The sequence below is a fragment of the Streptomyces sp. NBC_00988 genome, assembly GCF_045162645.1.
Classification (GTDB): Bacteria; Actinomycetota; Actinomycetes; order Streptomycetales; family Streptomycetaceae; genus Streptomyces.
Genome location: NZ_CP108730.1, coordinates 7306984 through 7325539, shown reverse-complemented (window position 1 = coordinate 7325539; position 18556 = coordinate 7306984). Strand labels below are relative to the sequence as shown.

Genomic DNA, 18556 nt, shown 5'->3' with positions numbered 1-18556 from the left:
CGGGCCGTTGGTGAAAAAATGGAGAAGAGGAACAACACATGTCTCTTGTCGCAGCGTTCGGCAGATCGACAACTGCGCTCCAGCGGTTCAAGACCCAGGCCGACGGCGCAGCAAGTGCCGCGAAGAGCATCGGTGACAAGGCGCGGACCAGTGAGGGCAATCTCAAACAGCTCAAGAGTACGGCCGAGGGATCCAGCCGGGAGCTGAAGGGGCTCAAGACCACCACGGATCAGGCGGAGAAGTCCCTCGCGAAGGCCGGAAAGACCGGCTCCAGTGCCGGGACCAACCTCAGCACATACGAGTCCGGTGCCGGCAAGGCGGCCAAGGGCCAGGACAAGATGAACACGTCGATGAAGGGCAATTTCTTCGGCCTGCTCATGCAGTTGCTCGCGCCGCTCATCCAGAAGGTCATCGACATGGTGGCCAACTCCAAGACCATGCAGAAGGTCCTGAAACAGGCCTTCGAGGTCATCAAGTCCGTGATCAGCAGCGTCATGAAGGCCATCGAGCCGATCATGAAGAACGCCGGCAAGCTGATCAAGTCGGTCTGGAGCGGCATCAAGACGGCGATCACGAACATCGTCAAGGCCGTCGCCACGGTCATCAAGACCTACGTCAACGTGTGGAAGGCCATCATCACCGGCGTCCTGAAGGCGATCAGCACGGTCGTCTCGAACGTCTGGAAAGGCATCAAGGCCGTCATCTCGCCCATCGTCAGCTGGGTCAAGTCCGCGATCCCGGACGCCTTCCGGGCCGTGAAGGACCGGCTGTCCAGCATCTGGGGCGGGCTGAAGGGCATCGCGAGCCGGGCCTTCGACGGCATCAAGGGCGCGGTCCGCGACCCGATCAACGCGGTCATCGGTCTCATCAACCGCGCGATCGGCGCCCTGAACGGCATCCACGTCTCCATCCCGGGCTGGGTCCCGATGGTCGGCGGCAAGACCTTCGGCGTCAGTCTGCCGAGGATCCCCGCGCTGGCCACCGGCGGTGTCGTCATGCCCCGCTCCGGCGGTGTCCCCGCGCTGCTCGCCGAGGCCGGTGAGGCCGAGGCCGTCCTGCCGCTCAGCAAGCTCGACCGGCTGCTCAGGACAGCGGCCTCGCGCGGCCGGGCGTACGCCGGGGTCTCCGGTGCCGACGGCAGCGCGCTGCACATCGAGCACTACTACGCGGCCGAGACCAGCAGTCCGCAGCGCACCGCCGACGCGCTGATGTTCCTGGCGAAGGCACGCGGATGAGCGGCGCGGCGATCTCACCGGGCGATCTGCCGAAGGACCCGTTGGACGGAGTCGCACCGGTACTGCGCGCCTTCCAGTCCCGGGTGGGCCAGACCGGGACCGCCCTCCGATCCCTGATCGACCGGATCAAGGGCGCCGCCGGCGACGTCGACCGCTTCGCCACCCCCGCCGCCCAAAGCTCCACCGCCGTCCAGCAGTTCAGAACGAACGCCGACACCGTCGCGCGCTCCGTCACCAGGACCGGCCAGGCCGCCACCGGCGCCGCGTCCGGCATCAAGTCCACCGGCACCAGGGCCAGGGCCGCCGGAAAGTCCCTCGGCAGGCTCGCCACCGGGCTCGGCGGCGTCTTCGCCGTCGTCGGCACCCTCATCGCCGCCTCCGGTGTCCTGGGCGGCCTTCTCGACACCTTCGGCACCGCGATGACCATCGGTTCCGGCGTGATGATCATCGTCAACGCGCTGACCCGCGCGAACCCTCTCGGTTTCGTCGTCGGCATCCTGCTCCCGCTGGCCGGCTGGCTGCTGGACATCGCGCTGAACTCCGAGACCGGCCAGCGCCTGATGGACCAACTGGCCACGCTGATCCTGAAGTACGTCGAGAGTTACCTGACCATCCTCGGACCGGTCCTCAGGCTCATCGCGAGCGCGGTGAACACCTACGTCACCGGCTATCTCACCCTGATCACCACCACCCTCTCCGTCCTCGGCACCGTCATCGGCGCCGGCTTCGCCGTTCTCAAGGCACTGACCACCGGCGACACGCGTGCCCTCAGCGGCAAGGTGTCCTCGATCTGGAACGGGTTCAAGAACGCCGTCAAGCCGGTGCTGAGCTGGATCACCAAGGAGATCCCCGCCGGGTTCACCCGGATCAAGAACGCCACCTCCAACACCCTGCGCGCGATGGGGCAGTTCGTCACGACCGGCGCGCAGACCGTCGCCGGGGTCGTGAAGGGACCGGTCCAGGGGCTGATCGCCTTCGCGAACTGGGTGATCGACGGGCTGAACAAGCTCAGTTTCAGCATCCTCGGCAAGAAGTTCGGCGTGCACCTGAGCAAGATCCCGATGCTCGCGGGGGGCGGAGTCGCGGTGCCCGGTGCGCGGACCGGCAAGGTCCTGTCCCTCACCGCCCTGGAGCGGCAGCGCGCCCTGGCCGCGAGAAGCCGGAGCGGGAACGCCCAACACCCCCACCGCATCAAGGAGTTCCACGAGAGCAACGGCACCGGCGCCCACGGCACCGCGACCGACCTGCTCTTCCTGGCCTCCGCCCACGCCCGCGCATGAAGCGGCACGCACCCCTGACAGCGAGGTGACGGCCCCATGGCCGATCTGACGACCACCACGACCACCGACGACGTTCCCCCCGGCTCACTCATCACCCGCGACGGGCAGCTGCAGTGGGCCGGACTGCTGCTCGGCCCCGGTACGACGTACGAGATCGGCAGTGACGGGCTGACCGGCTGGGAGGACCTGCCGGACTACGACACGACGGACGCCGACCACCCCACCGCGCACGGCGCCTGGCCGGGCGCGCGCTACGCCAAGCCCCGCAAGGTCGGCGGCTCGGTGTGGACCGTACCGAGCAGCGACGACACCGCCTCCTCCCTCTCCGCGATGCGTGCCCTGCGCCAGTCCCTGCTGCTGGGCGACTCGGAGCGCTGGCTGGCGGTGCGGCTGCACGGCGAGACGCTGGCCATCAGGGCGCGGGTCAGCCAGCGGGTCCTGACGGCCGACCGGACGTACACCACGCAGGGAGTCTCCAAGGCGTCCGTGCAGTGGTACGCCACCGATCCGCGCCGCTACACCGTCGACGAACTGACCGCCGTCACCGGTGCCCCGCAGCCGGAGAGCGGGCTCACCTGGCCGCTGACCTGGCCGCTGTACTGGGGCCAGGCGTCGTCCACCGGTGACGTGGGCGCCGACAACTCCGGTTCCGCGCCCACCCATCCGATCCTCACCTTCACCGGCCCCTGCACCAACCCGACGGTGACGGAACGGACTTCGGGACGTCGGCTGCGCTACGAGATCGGGCTCGCGGCGGGTGACGAACTGGTCGTCGACACCGCGGCCGGGACGGTCACCCTCAACTCGACCGCCTCGCGCCGCCACACCGCCGCCGCGGACAGCAGCCCCGAGGAACTGTTCGCCTTCGAACCGGGCCGCGCCGAGCTGGCGTTCCGCCCCGACACCTTCGGCACCGACGCGCAGATGTCGGTGCGCTGGCGCTCGGCGGAGTGGTGATCGCATGACGGTCACAGCGGCCTGGCCCGGCGTGGGCGTCGAACTCGCCCTACTGGACGACGACTACGACGGCACAGGGACAACTGCCGTACTGGTACGGCTCGTTCAGGGCACCCCGGCGGCCACGCCCACCGTGCCGAACTCCCCGGACGGCAACGCCCTGCCGCTCTACCGGATCGCGGTGCCGCCCGGCAGCGGCCTGCTCCCGGTGACAAGCGGCGTCGGCTACGCCCGCTCGCTGCGCGACACCCTCGCGAGCAACGCCGGCATCTGGGACAGGTCGCTGCCCGTCGTCCGGGGCACCGGCGACGTGCTGTCCGTCCACGGCACCTACGAAACCGCTTCCTGACCCTGGAGGATCCCATGAGCGTACGCACCGCATGGCTGTCACCGACCGGCCAGAGCCGCGAGGACACCCGCACCAACCAGATCGGTTCGCTCACCCCGGTCACCGACAGCAAGGGCCGGTCCGGGGTACTGCCCGGCTCCTCCGGCGGGGTCTACCGGGTGACGGGACTGTGGCTGGGCGGGACGACCGGCACCATGAGCGCGACCGTCAGCGTCGGCCGGGCCGTCATCCAGTCGAGCATCGACCGCGGCGCCTACCCGGTGGCCGTCACCGAACCGCTGACCCTCACCTTCGCCGACGGCGACGCCCAGTACGGCCGGATCGACCTGGTCGTCCTGCGTATCTACGACGACACCTACGACGGCTCCGGCCGCAGCGAGGCCGCCGTCGAGATCGTCAAGGGCACCCCGGCCGCCACCCCGGTGGCACCCACCCTCCCGGACACCTCGCTCCTGCTGTTCACGGTCGCCGTGCCCGCCAACGCCAGTACCGGCAGCGGCGGGATCGCCTGGGACACCGCCCGCGTCGACCTGCGCCCGACCACCGTCCCGATGGGCGGCATCCTGCCGACCCGTTCCGACGACACCGCGTCGGGCGGCTACCCGGGCCACTACCGGGACATCAACAACACGCTCCAACGCTGGGACGGCGCGGCCTGGGTCGGCTACCCGAAGGGCATCGGAGGTATCGCTCCGGCCGGCGCGGTCACCACGGCGAGCTACACCGGGCAGTACCGCGACTCCTCGAACGGCGTCCTGCAACGGTGGAACGGCTCCGTGTGGCTGCCCGCCGTGGCACCGCCGTCGGGCTTCGCCTCGTCGCTGGACGCCGGCTACACCACGTCGACGACGTACACGGCCGCGCTCACGGACACCGCCGTCACCGCGCTCACCCTCACCTTCGTCGCGCCGGCCACCGGCGCGGTGCTGCTCCACTTCGGCGCGCGCATGCTGACCCAGAGCAGCACCACCGCCCTCGCGTACATGGCCCCGCAGATCACCCAGAACGGCACCGTGACGTTCGCCGCGAACGACGAGAACTCCGCCTCCCACGGAGGCACCGTCTACAGCTCGGTCGCGACCATGTGGCGGCTGTACGGGCTCACCGCCGGCGCGACCTACACGATGACCGCCATGCACCGCTCCAGCGACGCGGCCGTGACCTGCTGGTTCGACAACCTCTTCATGCGCGTCGACCCGGCCAACTGACCCTTCCTCAAAGGAGTTCGACCATGACCGTACGCTCCGGCTGGCTCTCCCCGGACAGCCAGTCCCGCGAGGACACCAGGCTCATCTCCCTCGGCGCCCTCACCCCGACCTCGGCCGTGGCGACCCGTTCCGGTGTGCTGCCGGGATCGCCCACCGGCTCGTTCCGCATCTCCGGCTTCACCCTGACCGGCACCACCGGCACCATGAGCGGCACCGTCAGCCCCGGCCGCGCGATCGTGCAGTCCACCGACACCCGCGGCGCCTACCCGCTCGCGCTGACCGAGTACCAGACCGTGACCTTCCCGGACGGCGACGCCCAGTACACCCGGATCGACCTGCTCGTCCTGCGGATCTACGACGACCTCTACGACAGCTCGGGCCGCACCGAGGCCGTCGTCGAGATCGTCAAGGGCACCCCGGCCGCCACCCCGGCCGTGCCCGCCGTCCCGGACCTGGCGCTCCCGCTGTACGAGGTCACCGTGCCGGCCGGCACCAGCGCGGGCACCGGCGGCATCTCCTGGACCACCGCTCTCGTCGGCCGGCGTACCGCGACGGTCGGCGTCGGCGGCATCCTCCCCATCACCACCGACACCTCGAACGGCGCCTACCCCGGCCAGTACCGGGACCTGAACGGCCAGTTGCAGCGCTGGAACGGCACCGCCTGGACCGACTACCCGGTGCTGCCGACCTGGCAGAGCTGGACACCGACCTGGACCACCGCCACCGGATCGGCGACCCCGGCCTTCGGCAACGCCACGGTGAGCTGCCGGTACGTCAAGTTCGGGACGACCGTGCACCTGAACTTCGCGATCACGTTCGGCAGCACCACCACCTTCGGCACCAGCCCCACCGTCAACGACAACTGGCGCTTCTCCCTGCCCGTCGCCGCGTCCTCGACCCGCATGGCGATCGGCTTCGCCGAGATGTCCGCGAACACCGCCGGCAACCGCGCCACGGCCCGCGTCTACCTCTCCACCACCGGGGCCTTCGAGCTGGTCACCTGCTCGGCCCAGTCCATCCTCACCGCGTACGCCTACACCGGTGGAGTGGACGGCATCACCCCGTGGACCTGGGCGAGCGGCTACACCGTCTTCGGCACCGCCACCTACGAGGCCGCCGCGTGACCACGATCAACACGCCCTACCGGGCGATCTTCTGCGACCTGCTCACCGACCGCACCATCGACATCCTGCCGCTGCGCGACGTCACCGTCGACGACTACATCGGCAGGGCCGGCTCACTCTCGGGCACCATCCCCGTCCCCGACGCGGCGATGGCCGCCCGGGTCCGCCGTATCGAGGAGGGCCGCACCTCGGTCTACCTCCAGCGCGGCAACGACCTGTGGTGGGGCGGCATCGTCTGGACGAGCACCCTGCAGAGCGACGACCAGGGCGTGCTCACCCTCGGCGTCCAGGCGGCGACCTTCGAGTCGTACGCGGGCAGGCGCCTGATCCGGGCGACGACCCCCGAGTACGACGCGACCTACCAACTATCCCTGACCGGCGACCAGTTGGACGTGGCAAGGGCCCTGTGGACGGACCTCCAGACCGCGCTCCCCGGCGGAGACATCGGCGTCAGCTACGGCACCGAGACCTCCGGGGTGACCCGTTCGGCGAGTTACCGCGACGGCGACGAGACGGTCTACCTCGACGCGTTGGACGCGCTGGCCGCGCTGGAGGACGGCTTCGAGCACTACATCTCGGTGTACACGGACCCGACGACCGGCGCCCGGGTACGCCGCCTCCGTCTCGGCAGCCCGAAGATCCTCACCGGTGCCACCGACCTGGTGATGGACCGCCCGGGCACGATCCTGTCGTACTCCTTCCCGCGCGACGCGACCCGCGGCGGCACCACCGACCGAGCCCGAGGCGCCTCCACCAACTCCGACCAGGCCAGCGAGTCCCGGCCGCTCTGCTCGACCGTCGCGGTCGCCAACGACCTGATCGGACAAGCGGGTTACCCGCGCATCGACCTGACCTCGGACCACAACGACATCACCGACGCGGCCACCCTCACCGCGCTCGCCCGCACCGAACTGGCCGCGGCCACCGGCGCGGTGGTGATCCCCGAGATCAGCGTGCGGCTCGACGACCTGGTCCCGGCCGCGCTGATCGGCCGCACGGTCCGCATCCGGATCACCGACGAGTGGTACGCCGAGGGCCTCGACACCCGCTACCGGATCATCGGCGTCAAGGTCAGCCCCGCCCAGCGCGGCCGCCCCGACACCGCCGACCTCTACCTGGAGGAGGTCTGATGCCCCAACTGCCCGAAGACATCATCGACCGGCTCACCCAGATGGAGCGCCGCATCCAGCAGCTCTCCACGGCCGTCAACACCCGCCCGGCCCTCAACACGGTCTCGGGCGGCACCCTGGAGGTGGGCCCGGCCACCGGTTCCCCGGTCTTCAAGGTCGGCAAGTGGCCCGGCACCAGCGAGTACCGCATGGAACTCCGCCGCCAGACCGGCACCCGCGCCATCAGCATGTACAACGGCGACGGCACCGCCACCTCCGCACAACCCCTGCGCATCTACGACATCGCCGAGCGCGAGCTGATCTCGGACGACGTCGCCACCGGCGGCCTCGCCCGCCCCTGGCTGAACCTGCTGCCACCGCAGGACACGACCCTCACCCGCTGGCCGCTGACCACGGCGACCACGATGACGACGATCGCGATGTCCTACAACGTCGTCTGGCAGCCGAAGATGCGGCTCCTCATGAACACCCGCACCAGCTCCGGCGCCACCGGCTCCGTCCAGGTCCTCGTCAACAGCGCACTGTGGGGCACCGTCGTCAGCGCCGGCGCGGACTACGACCAGTCGGGCCTGGTCGGCTCCGACTTCTCCGCGCTCTACGGCACCTTGCTCAAGGTCGAGGTCCAGGCCCAGGTCACCAGCGCCTCCGGCACCGTCTACGTCAACCCCGTACTGATGCACGGCCGTCAGACCTGACTCCGAGAAAGGACCCCGCCCATGGACATCGACACCACCCAGCCCTGGGGCCTCGCCATCGACTTCGCCGGCCGCGCCACCATCACCGAGGCCGGCCACACGGTCTACGTCAACGTCTCCGACAGCAGCTACAACAGCGTCATCGCACCCGACTCGGTCACCGGCATCTACTCCCCGGTCACCGTCACCGCCCAGTTCACCGAGTCCGGCACCAACTCCTCGGCCCTGCGCGGCAGCGGCCGCGTCTCGGTCATGCCGGTCGGCACGGCCCCGGTGATCCCCGACCAGACGGCAATCCAACGAGCGGTGGCCGCCGCCCTGGCCGACTTCGTCGACAGCACAGCCGCTTACACCGCCCTGTGCACCAAGTGGACCCCCACGGACGACGGTTCGGGAGACGGCGGCGACGGTTCAGGAGACGACGGAACGACAGACAGCACGTCTACGACAACGCCGGTCTAGCCTCCAAACCCCGCCCACCCCACACCCCCGCACACCGCACACAACCCGAGCCCCCACCCCCGGCCCGGGTTTTTTCATGCCCAATTCCCCCCGCTCGCCCCCCAGTCACCTCCCGAAAGGCATCCCATGGCCACACCCCTCTCCCCAGACGCCCTGATCGCAGCCCTCCGAGCCGAGGGCATCACCGTCACCGAACACCCCGGCTGGCGCACCAACAACCGCAACAGCAAGGGCAGTTGGGGCCCGGTCAACGGCATCGTCATCCACCACACCGTCACCTCCGGCACCACCGCCTCCGTCGACCTCTGCTACAACGGCCACTCAGAACTCCCCGGCCCCCTCTGCCACGGCGTCATCGCCAAGGACGGCACGGTCCACCTGGTGGGCAACGGCCGAGCCAACCACGCGGGCAGCGGCGACGGAGACGTACTGAAGGCAGTCATCGCCCAGAGCCCCACCCTTCCCGCCCCGAACCAGAACAACACGGACGGCAACGTCCACTTCTACGGCTTCGAGTGCGTCAACCTCGGCGACGGCAAGGACCCCTGGCCGGCAGTCCAGTTGGACGCGATGGTCCGCGCCTCGGCCGCCCTGTGCCGAGCGCACGGCTGGAACGCCCACTCGGTCATCGGCCACAAGGAGTGGACGAACACCAAGATCGACCCGCGGGGTTTCACGATGGCCGACTTCCGCACCCGGGTGGCCACCCGCCTCGGCACGAAGGTCACCGCGCCCACCAAGCCGGCCAACCCCACCTACCAGCCCTTCCCCGGCGCCGACTGGTTCAAGAAGAACCCCGAGTCGGCGGTCGTCACGGCGATGGGCAAGCGGCTCGTCGCCGTCGGCTGCTCGGCGTACACCTCCGGCCCCGGCCCCCAGTGGACCACCGCCGACAAGACCTCCTACGCCAAGTGGCAGCGCAAGCTCGGCTACACCGGCACGGCGGCGGACGGCTGGCCGGGGGCCACCTCCTGGATCGCGCTGAAGGTCCCGTACAGCTCCTGAACTCCTCGGAAAGGCAAGGTCCACCCATGTCAGAGGCCGCCAAGCGCACTCTCCGTACCGTTCTCCAGACCGCTGTCGGCCTGTGTGTCCTGCTGCCGACGGTCGTCGACGCCGCCGGTGTCCCGGACACCCTGCCCTGGGTGGCCGCGGCGCTGGCCGCAGCCGCGGGAGTCACCAGGGTCATGGCCCTGCCCGCCGTACAGGCACTGCTGCCCACCTGGCTGCGCACCGATGTGCCGGCGGCCGGGGACGGCGCGCTGCTGAAGCTGGTCAAGGCCGAGCCGGAACAGGAGGACACGTGAACGAACCCACTTCCCTGTCCGACCCGATCGCCGTCGCCGTGGAACTGGAACGGCTGCGCGGAACCGTGGAGGCCGGCTTCGCCCGGGTCGACGGCTCCCTCGCGCTGCTGGTCCAGCGCAGCGACCAGACCGACCGCCAACTCTCCGACCACGAACAGCGGTTGGACGCCCTGGAACGCTCCCGCTGGCCGCTCGCCAGCATCGGCGCCCTGGCCGCCATCGCCACGGTGGTGGTCACCGCCTGGGAACTGACACCCCACTGAGAAGCACTTGAGAACGCCGAAGGGCGGCACCCCGTACGTACGGGGTGCCGCCCTTCAACGCGTTTCAGCTACTCACTGGTTGTACGGACCGTAGTCGTAGTCCTCCAGCGGTACGGCCTGGCCGGAGCCCGTGCCGAACGGCGAGTAGTCGATGTCGTCGTAGCCGACGGCCGAGTACATCGCGGCCTTGGCTTCCTCGGTCGGCTCGACCCGGATGTTGCGGTAGCGGGACAGGCCCGTACCGGCCGGGATGAGCTTACCGATGATGACGTTCTCCTTGAGGCCGATCAGGGAGTCGGACTTGGCGTTGATCGCCGCGTCCGTCAGAACCCTGGTCGTCTCCTGGAAGGACGCCGCCGACAGCCAGGACTCCGTGGCCAGCGAGGCCTTGGTGATACCCATGAGCTGCGGACGACCGGAGGCCGGGTGACCGCCCTCCTGGACCACACGACGGTTCTCCTGCTCGAAGCGCGAACGCTCGACCAGCTCGCCGGGCAGCAGCTCGGCGTCGCCGGACTCGATGATCGTCACACGGCGGAGCATCTGCCGGATGATGATCTCGATGTGCTTGTCGTGGATCGACACACCCTGCGAGTTGTAGACCTTCTGGACCTCGCCGACCAGGTGGACCTGGACGGCACGCTGACCCAGGATGCGCAGCACGTCGTGCGGGTTGGTGGCACCCACGGTGAGCTTCTGGCCCACCTCGACGTGCTCGCCCTCGCTGACCAGGAGACGGGCACGCTTCGAGATCGGGAACGCCGTCTCGTCGCTGCCGTCGTCCGGGGTGACGACGAGCTTCTTGGTCTTCTCGGTCTCCTCGATCCGCACGCGGCCCTGGGCCTCGGAGATCGGGGCGACACCCTTCGGCGTACGAGCCTCGAAGAGCTCGACGACACGGGGCAGACCCTGGGTGATGTCGTCACCGGCCACACCACCGGTGTGGAAGGTACGCATCGTCAGCTGGGTACCGGGCTCACCGATGGACTGGGCGGCGATGATGCCGACCGCCTCACCGATGTCGACCAGCTTGCCGGTGGCCAGCGAGCGGCCGTAGCACATGGCGCAGGTGCCGACGGCGGACTCGCAGGTCAGGACCGAGCGGGTCTTGACCGTCTCGATGCCGTGCTTGACCAGCTCGTCGATGAGGACGTCGCCGAGGTCGGTGTTGGCCGGGGCCAGCACCTTGCCGTCGACGGTGATGTCCTCGGCCAGCGCACGGGCGTACACGCTGGTCTCGACGTTGTCGGCCTTGCGCAGGACACCGTCCGCGCCGCGCTCCGCGATGTGCAGCTTGAGGCCGCGGTCGGTGCCGCAGTCCTCCTCGCGGATGATGACGTCCTGGGAGACGTCGACCAGACGACGGGTGAGGTAACCGGAGTCGGCGGTACGGAGGGCCGTGTCGGCCAGACCCTTACGAGCACCGTGGGTCGAGATGAAGTACTCCAGCACCGACAGGCCCTCACGGAAGGAGGCCTTGATCGGACGCGGGATCGTCTCGTTCTTGGCGTTCGACACCAGACCGCGCATACCCGCGATCTGACGCATCTGCATCATGTTTCCTCGGGCACCCGAGTCGACCATCATGAAGATGGGGTTGGTCTTCGGGAAGTTCGCGTTCATCGCCTCGGCGACCTCGTTGGTCGCCTTGGTCCAGATCGCGATGAGCTCCTGCGTGCGCTCTTCCTTGGTGATCAGACCGCGCTCGTACTGCTTCTGGACCTTCTCGTCCTGCGCCTCGTAGCCCTTGACGATCTCCTTCTTCGCCTCGGGAACGACGATGTCGGAGACGGCCACGGTGACACCGGAACGGGTCGCCCAGAAGAAGCCGGCCGCCTTCAGGTTGTCGAGCGTCGCCGCCACGATGACCTTGGGGTAGCGCTCGGCCAGGTCGTTGACGATCTCGGAGAGCTGCTTCTTGCCCACCGAGTAGTCGACGAACGGGTAGTCCTCGGGCAGCAGCTCGTTGAAGAGCGCGCGGCCCAGGGTCGTACGGAGGCGGAAGGTGTCACCTTGCTGCCACTCGGGCTCGCCCTCCTCGCGGACCGGCGGCACCCAGCCACGCGGCGGGATGGTGCCCACCGGGAAGCGGATGTCCACGGCCGACTGGAGCGCCAGCTCGCCGCCGTCGAACGCCATCGTCGCCTCGGCCGTAGAGCCGAACGCGCGGCCCTCGCCCTTGACGTCGCGGAGTTCACCGTCGGTGGTGAGGAAGAACAGACCCAGCACCATGTCCTGGGTCGGCATGGTGACGGGACGACCGTCGGCCGGCTTCAGGATGTTGTTCGAGGACAGCATCAGGATGCGGGCCTCGGCCTGCGCCTCCGCGGAGAGCGGCAGGTGTACGGCCATCTGGTCGCCGTCGAAGTCCGCGTTGAACGCGGTGCAGACGAGCGGGTGGATCTGGATGGCCTTGCCCTCGACCAGCTGCGGCTCGAAGGCCTGGATGCCGAGGCGGTGCAGCGTGGGCGCACGGTTCAGCAGAACCGGGTGCTCGGCGATGACCTCTTCCAGGACGTCGTAGACGACCGTGCGGCCGCGCTCGACCATCCGCTTCGCCGACTTGATGTTCTGCGCGTGGTTCAGGTCGACCAGGCGCTTCATCACGAACGGCTTGAAGAGCTCCAGCGCCATGGCCTTCGGCAGACCGCACTGGTGGAGCTTCAGCTGCGGACCGACGACGATCACGGAACGCGCGGAGTAGTCCACGCGCTTACCGAGCAGGTTCTGACGGAAGCGACCCTGCTTGCCCTTGAGCATGTCGGACAGCGACTTCAGCGGACGGTTGCCGGGGCCCGTCACCGGGCGGCCACGACGGCCGTTGTCGAAGAGCGCGTCGACGGCCTCCTGAAGCATGCGCTTCTCGTTGTTCACGATGATCTCGGGGGCACCGAGGTCGAGGAGTCGCTTCAGGCGGTTGTTGCGGTTGATCACACGGCGGTACAGGTCGTTCAGGTCGGAGGTCGCGAAGCGGCCACCGTCCAGCTGCACCATCGGGCGGAGGTCCGGCGGGATGACCGGGACGCAGTCGAGGACCATGCCCTTGGGGCTGTTGGAGGTCTGCAGGAAGGCAGACACGACCTTCAGCCGCTTCAGCGCACGGGTCTTCTTCTGGCCCTTGCCGGTACGGATGATCTCGCGGAGACGCTCGGCCTCTTCGTCGAGGTCGAAGGACTCCAGGCGCTTCTGCAGCGCCGCGGCACCCATCGAACCGTCGAAGTACGTGCCGAAGCGGTCACGCAGCTCGCGGTAGAGCAGCTCGTCACCTTCGAGGTCCTGGACCTTGAGGTTCTTGAACCGGGTCCACACCTCGTCCAGGCGGTCGATCTCGCGCTGCGCACGGTCACGCAGCTGCTTCATCTCCCGCTCGGCACCTTCGCGCACCTTGCGGCGCACGTCGGCCTTGGCGCCCTCGGCCTCAAGCTCGGCCAGGTCGGTCTCAAGCTTCTTGGCGCGGGCTTCGAGGTCGGAGTCACGCCGGTTCTCGACCTGCTGACGCTCCACGGAGACGTGCGCCTCCAGCGAGGGCAGGTCACGCGTACGGCGCTCTTCGTCGACGAACGTGATCATGTACGCCGCGAAGTAGATGACCTTTTCGAGGTCCTTCGGGGCGAGGTCGAGCAGGTATCCCAGCCGGGACGGGACACCCTTGAAGTACCAGATGTGGGTGACGGGCGCGGCCAGTTCGATGTGGCCCATCCGCTCACGGCGCACCTTGGCGCGGGTCACCTCGACGCCGCAGCGCTCACAGATGATGCCCTTGAAGCGAACGCGCTTGTACTTGCCGCAGTAGCACTCCCAGTCCCGGGTCGGACCGAAGATCTTCTCGCAGAAGAGTCCGTCCTTTTCGGGCTTGAGCGTGCGGTAGTTGATGGTCTCAGGCTTCTTGACCTCGCCGTGGCTCCACTGACGGATGTCGTCAGCGGTTGCCAGACCGATCCGGAGCTCATCGAAGAAGTTGACGTCGAGCACTATGCGTCAATCCCTCTCAGGGTTGTAAGTCTTGGGGTCTGATACGGGGGTCCTGGGGCCGGAGACCTGCGTGGCGCAGGTCTCCGGACTCCCGTCAGACCTCTTCGACGCTGCTCGGCTCGCGCCGGGACAGGTCGATGCCGAGCTCCTCCGCTGCGCGGAAGACATCCTCGTCGGTGTCACGCATCTCGATGGACATACCGTCACTGGACAGCACCTCCACGTTCAGGCAGAGCGACTGCATCTCCTTGATGAGCACCTTGAAGGACTCGGGGATGCCGGGCTCGGGGATGTTCTCGCCCTTGACGATGGCCTCGTAGACCTTCACGCGGCCGGTCACGTCGTCGGACTTGATCGTCAGCAGTTCCTGGAGGGCGTAAGCGGCGCCATAAGCCTCAAGCGCCCACACCTCCATCTCGCCGAAGCGCTGACCACCGAACTGCGCCTTACCACCCAGCGGCTGCTGGGTGATCATCGAGTACGGACCGGTCGAACGGGCGTGAAGCTTGTCGTCGACCAGGTGGTGCAGCTTCAGGATGTACATGTAGCCGATCGAGACCGGCTCCGGGAACGGCTCGCCGGAACGGCCGTCGAACAGGTTGGCCTTTCCGGAGGCCTGGACCAGGCGGTCGCCGTCGCGGTTCGGGATCGTGGCCTCGAAGAGACCGGAGATCTCGTCCTCGCGGGCGCCGTCGAAGACCGGGGTCGCGACGTTGGTACCCGGCGCGACCTGGTCGGCGCCGATGACCTGCAGGCGCTTCGCCCAGTCCTGGCTGAAGCCGGAGACGTCCCAGCCGCGGCTGGCGAGCCAGCCGAGGTGGATCTCCAGGACCTGTCCCGGGTTCATTCGGGACGGGACACCCAGCGGGTTCAGGATGATGTCGACCGGGGTGCCGTCCTCAAGGAACGGCATGTCCTCGATCGGCAGGATCTTGGAGATGACACCCTTGTTGCCGTGGCGGCCGGCCAGCTTGTCGCCGTCGGTGATCTTGCGCTTCTGCGCAACATACACCCGGACCAACTGGTTGACGCCGGGCGGCAGTTCGTCGCCCTCCTCGCGGTCGAAGACGCGGACGCCGATGACCTTGCCGATCTCGCCGTGCGGCACCTTCAGCGAGGTGTCGCGCACCTCGCGCGCCTTCTCACCGAAGATCGCGCGGAGCAGGCGCTCCTCGGGGGTCAGCTCGGTCTCACCCTTGGGCGTGACCTTGCCGACGAGGATGTCACCGGCGACGACCTCGGCACCGATACGGATGATGCCGCGCTCGTCGAGGTCGGCGAGGACCTCCTCGGAGACGTTCGGGATGTCCCGGGTGATCTCCTCGGGGCCGAGCTTGGTGTCACGGGCGTCGACCTCGTGCTCCTCGATGTGGATCGAGGAGAGGACGTCGTCCTGTACGAGGCGCTGCGACAGGATGATCGCGTCCTCGTAGTTGTGACCCTCCCAGGGCATGAACGCCACGAGCAGGTTCTTGCCGAGCGCCATCTCGCCGAACTCGGTCGCCGGGCCGTCGGCCAGCACCTGGCCGGCGATGACCCGGGCGCCCTCGTCCACGACAACCTTCTGGTTGACGGAGGTGCCCTGGTTGGAGCGGGAGAACTTCGCGAGGCGGTACGTGGTGTACGTGCCGTCGTCGTTGGCGGTGGTGATGTAGTCCGCGGAGACCTCCTGGACCACACCGTCCTTCTCCGACTTCAGGACGTCACCGGCGTCGACCGCGCAGCGGTACTCCATGCCGGTGCCGACCAGCGGCGCCTCGGACTTAATCAGCGGAACAGCCTGACGCATCATGTTCGCGCCCATGAGGGCACGGTTGGCGTCGTCGTGCTCCAGGAAGGGGATCATCGCGGTCGCGACGGACACCATCTGGCGCGGGGAGACGTCCATGTAGTCGACGTCGTCACCGGGGACGTAGTCGACCTCTCCGCCACGACGGCGGACCAGGACGCGGGTCTCCTCGAACCGGAAGTCGTCCCCGAGCGGCGCGTTGGCCTGCGCGATGACGAATCGGTCCTCTTCGTCGGCGGTCAGGTAGTCGACCTCGTCGGTGACGACACCGTCGGTGACCCGGCGGTACGGCGTCTCGACGAAACCGAACGCGTTGACCCGGCCGTAGGAGGCGAGCGAGCCGATCAGGCCGATGTTCGGGCCTTCAGGGGTCTCGATCGGGCACATGCGGCCGTAGTGCGAGGGGTGCACGTCACGGACCTCGAAGCCGGCCCGCTCACGGGAGAGACCACCCGGGCCAAGCGCCGACAGACGGCGCTTGTGGGTGAGACCCGACAGCGGGTTGTTCTGGTCCATGAACTGCGACAGCTGGCTGGTGCCGAAGAACTCCTTGATGGAGGCGACGACCGGCCGGATGTTGATCAGGGTCTGCGGCGTGATCGCCTCGACGTCCTGGGTCGTCATCCGCTCACGGACGACTCGCTCCATACGCGCCAGGCCCGTACGGACCTGGTTCTGGATGAGCTCGCCGACGTTGCGCAGACGACGGTTGCCGAAGTGGTCGATGTCGTCGGTCTCGACGACGATCGTCGTGCCGTTGTCCCCGACGGTCTCGGTCTCGCCGGCGTGCAGCTTCACCAGGTACTTGATCGACGAGATGATGTCCTCGACGGTCAGCACACCGGCGTCCAGCGGGGCTTCGCTGCCCAGCTTCTTGTTGACCTTGTAGCGGCCGACCTTGGCGAGGTCGTAGCGCTTCGGGTTGAAGTAGAGGTTCTCAAGAAGCGTCTGCGCGGCCTCGCGGGTCGGGGGCTCGCCCGGACGCAGCTTGCGGTAGATGTCGAGAAGCGCGTCGTCCTGGCCCTGGGTGTGGTCCTTCTCCAGGGTGGCGCGCATGGACTCGTACTCGCCGAACTCCTCCAGGATCTGCTCGGTCGTCCAACCGAGAGCCTTGAGCAGGACGGTGACGGACTGCTTGCGCTTGCGGTCGATGCGGACACCGACCATGTCGCGCTTGTCGATCTCCATCTCCAGCCAGGCACCCCGGGACGGGATGACCTTGGTGGAGAAGATGTCCTTGTCGGACGTCTTGTCGATCGAGGAGTCGAAGTAGACGCCCGGCGAACGGACCAGCTGCGACACGACGACACGCTCGGTGCCGTTGATGACGAAGGTGCCCTTGTTGGTCATGAGCGGGAAGTCGCCCATGAAGACCGTCTGGGACTTGATCTCGCCGGTCTCGTTGTTGGTGAACTCAGCGGTTACGAAGAGCGGGGCGGCGTACGTGAAGTCGCGCTCCTTGCACTCGTCGATGCTGTTCTTGGGAGGTTCGAAACGGTGGTCGCGGAAGGTCAGCGACATCGACCCGGAGAAGTCCTCGATCGGAGAGATCTCCTCGAAGATCTCCTCCAGACCGGACTTCGTGGGGACGTCCTGACCCGACTCCAGAGCCGCCTCGACCCGACTCTGCCAGGCGGAGTTGCCGAGCAGCCAGTCGAAGCTCTCGGTCTGCAACGCGAGCAGGTTGGGAACCTCGAGGGGCTCCTTGATCTTTGCAAAGGAGATGCGCAGCGGGGCGGTGCTGGCGCCGTTGTTCATATTCGCGGTCGAGGCAGTGCGCGAGGCGGCCAAGAGGGGGTCCTTCCGAGGGCTCGGACTCACTACGCGCGTACCGGCCCCTCTCAGGGGCAAAGAGACATGGACTTCCTGAGACGGCCCGGAAAGGCCAGGTCAGAGTTGGTCCGGTCATCGATGCTCAAGTGAGGGCATGCCCCTGGTGACGGGCAGGGAGCAGCTAACAGGCAGCGCAAAGGGTCAGTGTAGCCACTTGGCGCACTGATGTCCAGCCCCGCTTTTTTGAGACCCTCGTCGTGCTCAACACCCTCGGCAAGCTCACGTCCTCAACGCGTTGATACTGCCCTCTTCGCCGCCGATCCATGCCTCGGATTCGGATCGTTGTGACGACGCGTCCTGAGAATTGCGCGCTGCGTGCGGTTCGTCAAGGCCTCCATGGCCCACACCACATACCACCAGGGATGCTTGGAGGCACGAAGAAGATCACCATACTCCGCGAACCCCTGATCGCAAGGCTGCCGCTCACCCGACCCAGGAACGCCGAAGAGCGACCACCCAGATGGATGATCGCTCTTCGGTGCTGAGGCGTTACAAGGTCCTTGGGACCTCGTTCACGGCCTCGACGGTGTTACTTGACCTCGACCGAGGCGCCGGCGGCCTTGAGGGACTCGGCGGCCTTCTCGGCGACGTCCTTGGCGACCTTCTCGACGACGGGCTTCGGGGCGCCGTCCACGAGGTCCTTGGCCTCCTTGAGACCCAGCGAGGTCAGCTCACGCACGACCTTGATGACCTGGATCTTCTTCTCGCCGGCGCCGGTGAGGATGACGTCGAACTCGTCCTGCTCCTCGGGGGCGTCGGCGGCGGCGGCCGGGGCACCCGGGCCGGCGACGGCGACCGCGGCGGCGGCGGTGACGTCGAACTTGTCCTCGAACGCCTTCACGAACTCGGAAAGCTGGATGAGGGTCATGGTCTCGAACTCGGCGAGAAGTTCGTCCTGGGTGAGAGCCACGATGGCTTCCTTCCACTAATTTCGGCTGGTGCCGGGGTGTAC

At 67.9% G+C, this 18556-nt stretch carries 15 protein-coding genes; 12 read left to right on the top strand and 3 right to left on the bottom strand.

Features of this window, described 5'->3' with window-relative positions; genetic code table 11:
- Positions 1-38: 38 nt before the first annotated feature.
- From OG496_RS33760 to OG496_RS33705, 12 genes are all read left to right on the top strand, one after another.
- Positions 39-1235, top strand: coding sequence for a phage tail protein (locus OG496_RS33760; protein ID WP_366489131.1), 1197 nt, complete (start codon positions 39-41; stop codon positions 1233-1235).
- Positions 1232-2515 carry a tape-measure protein gene (locus tag OG496_RS33755; RefSeq protein ID WP_405973607.1) on the top strand — a complete coding sequence of 428 codons (1284 nt, stop codon included), beginning with the start codon at positions 1232-1234 and terminating at the stop codon, positions 2513-2515. The genes OG496_RS33760 and OG496_RS33755 overlap by 4 nt, the downstream gene beginning before the upstream one ends.
- Positions 2516-2551: 36 nt before the next feature.
- Entirely contained in the window at positions 2552-3472 is a 921-nt protein-coding gene (locus OG496_RS33750) for a phage distal tail protein (RefSeq protein WP_405973606.1), read from the top strand.
- A gap of 4 nt (positions 3473-3476) precedes the next feature.
- On the top strand, positions 3477-3821 hold the full coding sequence (locus OG496_RS33745; RefSeq protein ID WP_405973605.1) for a hypothetical protein: 345 nt from the start codon (positions 3477-3479) through the stop codon (positions 3819-3821).
- 14 nt (positions 3822-3835) lie between these two features.
- Complete coding sequence (locus OG496_RS33740; protein ID WP_405973604.1) at positions 3836-5029, top strand: hypothetical protein; 1194 nt, start codon at positions 3836-3838, stop codon at positions 5027-5029.
- Between the two features lie 23 nt (positions 5030-5052).
- Positions 5053-6153 (top strand): hypothetical protein, encoded by a 1101-nt coding sequence (locus OG496_RS33735; protein WP_366489124.1) that lies wholly within the window; start codon positions 5053-5055, stop codon positions 6151-6153.
- A complete protein-coding gene (locus OG496_RS33730; RefSeq protein WP_405973603.1) occupies positions 6150-7283 on the top strand; it encodes a hypothetical protein in 1134 nt (377 codons plus the stop codon). Before OG496_RS33735 ends, OG496_RS33730 begins: the two co-directional genes overlap by 4 nt.
- A complete protein-coding gene (locus OG496_RS33725) occupies positions 7283-7978 on the top strand; it encodes a hypothetical protein (RefSeq protein ID WP_366489120.1) in 696 nt (231 codons plus the stop codon). The genes OG496_RS33730 and OG496_RS33725 overlap by 1 nt, the downstream gene beginning before the upstream one ends.
- Before the next feature lie 21 nt (positions 7979-7999).
- Positions 8000-8440 (top strand): ATP-binding protein, encoded by a 441-nt coding sequence (locus tag OG496_RS33720; RefSeq protein WP_405973602.1) that lies wholly within the window; start codon positions 8000-8002, stop codon positions 8438-8440.
- A gap of 126 nt (positions 8441-8566) precedes the next feature.
- Positions 8567-9445 (top strand): peptidoglycan-binding protein, encoded by an 879-nt coding sequence (locus tag OG496_RS33715; RefSeq protein WP_405973601.1) that lies wholly within the window; start codon positions 8567-8569, stop codon positions 9443-9445.
- Positions 9446-9471: 26 nt separating this feature from the next.
- Positions 9472-9747: a hypothetical protein gene (locus OG496_RS33710; RefSeq protein ID WP_399386507.1), complete on the top strand. Its 276-nt coding sequence runs from the start codon at positions 9472-9474 to the stop codon at positions 9745-9747.
- Positions 9744-10010, top strand: a complete 267-nt coding sequence (locus tag OG496_RS33705) for a hypothetical protein (RefSeq protein WP_366489114.1) — start codon at positions 9744-9746, stop codon at positions 10008-10010. The genes OG496_RS33710 and OG496_RS33705 overlap by 4 nt, the downstream gene beginning before the upstream one ends.
- Positions 10011-10082: 72 nt before the next feature.
- Here the strand turns inward: OG496_RS33705 and OG496_RS33700 are convergent, their stop codons facing one another.
- From OG496_RS33700 to rplL, 3 genes are all read right to left on the bottom strand, one after another.
- Entirely contained in the window at positions 10083-13982 is a 3900-nt protein-coding gene (locus OG496_RS33700; protein WP_366489112.1) for a DNA-directed RNA polymerase subunit beta', read from the bottom strand.
- 94 nt (positions 13983-14076) lie between these two features.
- On the bottom strand, positions 14077-17562 hold the full coding sequence (rpoB, locus tag OG496_RS33695; protein WP_366489111.1) for a DNA-directed RNA polymerase subunit beta: 3486 nt from the start codon (positions 17560-17562) through the stop codon (positions 14077-14079).
- Positions 17563-18133: 571 nt separating this feature from the next.
- The gene (gene rplL / locus OG496_RS33690) at positions 18134-18517 is read right to left on the bottom strand and encodes a 50S ribosomal protein L7/L12 (RefSeq protein ID WP_366490336.1); all 384 of its coding nucleotides are present in this window, start codon (positions 18515-18517) and stop codon (positions 18134-18136) included.
- Positions 18518-18556 lie beyond the last annotated feature (39 nt).

What these genes read in the sequence shown, in the direction of transcription:
- OG496_RS33715 (WP_405973601.1), top strand. Translation starts at nt 8,567, where the DNA reads ATGGCCACACCCCTCTCCCCAGACGCCCTGATCGCAGCCCTCCGAGCC.
- OG496_RS33760 (WP_366489131.1), top strand. Translation starts at nt 39, where the DNA reads ATGTCTCTTGTCGCAGCGTTCGGCAGATCGACAACTGCGCTCCAGCGG.
- OG496_RS33755 (WP_405973607.1), top strand. Translation starts at nt 1,232, where the DNA reads ATGAGCGGCGCGGCGATCTCACCGGGCGATCTGCCGAAGGACCCGTTG.
- OG496_RS33750 (WP_405973606.1), top strand. Translation starts at nt 2,552, where the DNA reads ATGGCCGATCTGACGACCACCACGACCACCGACGACGTTCCCCCCGGC.
- OG496_RS33720 (WP_405973602.1), top strand. Translation starts at nt 8,000, where the DNA reads ATGGACATCGACACCACCCAGCCCTGGGGCCTCGCCATCGACTTCGCC.
- OG496_RS33735 (WP_366489124.1), top strand. Translation starts at nt 5,053, where the DNA reads ATGACCGTACGCTCCGGCTGGCTCTCCCCGGACAGCCAGTCCCGCGAG.
- OG496_RS33725 (WP_366489120.1), top strand. Translation starts at nt 7,283, where the DNA reads ATGCCCCAACTGCCCGAAGACATCATCGACCGGCTCACCCAGATGGAG.
- OG496_RS33710 (WP_399386507.1), top strand. Translation starts at nt 9,472, where the DNA reads ATGTCAGAGGCCGCCAAGCGCACTCTCCGTACCGTTCTCCAGACCGCT.
- OG496_RS33740 (WP_405973604.1), top strand. Translation starts at nt 3,836, where the DNA reads ATGAGCGTACGCACCGCATGGCTGTCACCGACCGGCCAGAGCCGCGAG.
- OG496_RS33745 (WP_405973605.1), top strand. Translation starts at nt 3,477, where the DNA reads ATGACGGTCACAGCGGCCTGGCCCGGCGTGGGCGTCGAACTCGCCCTA.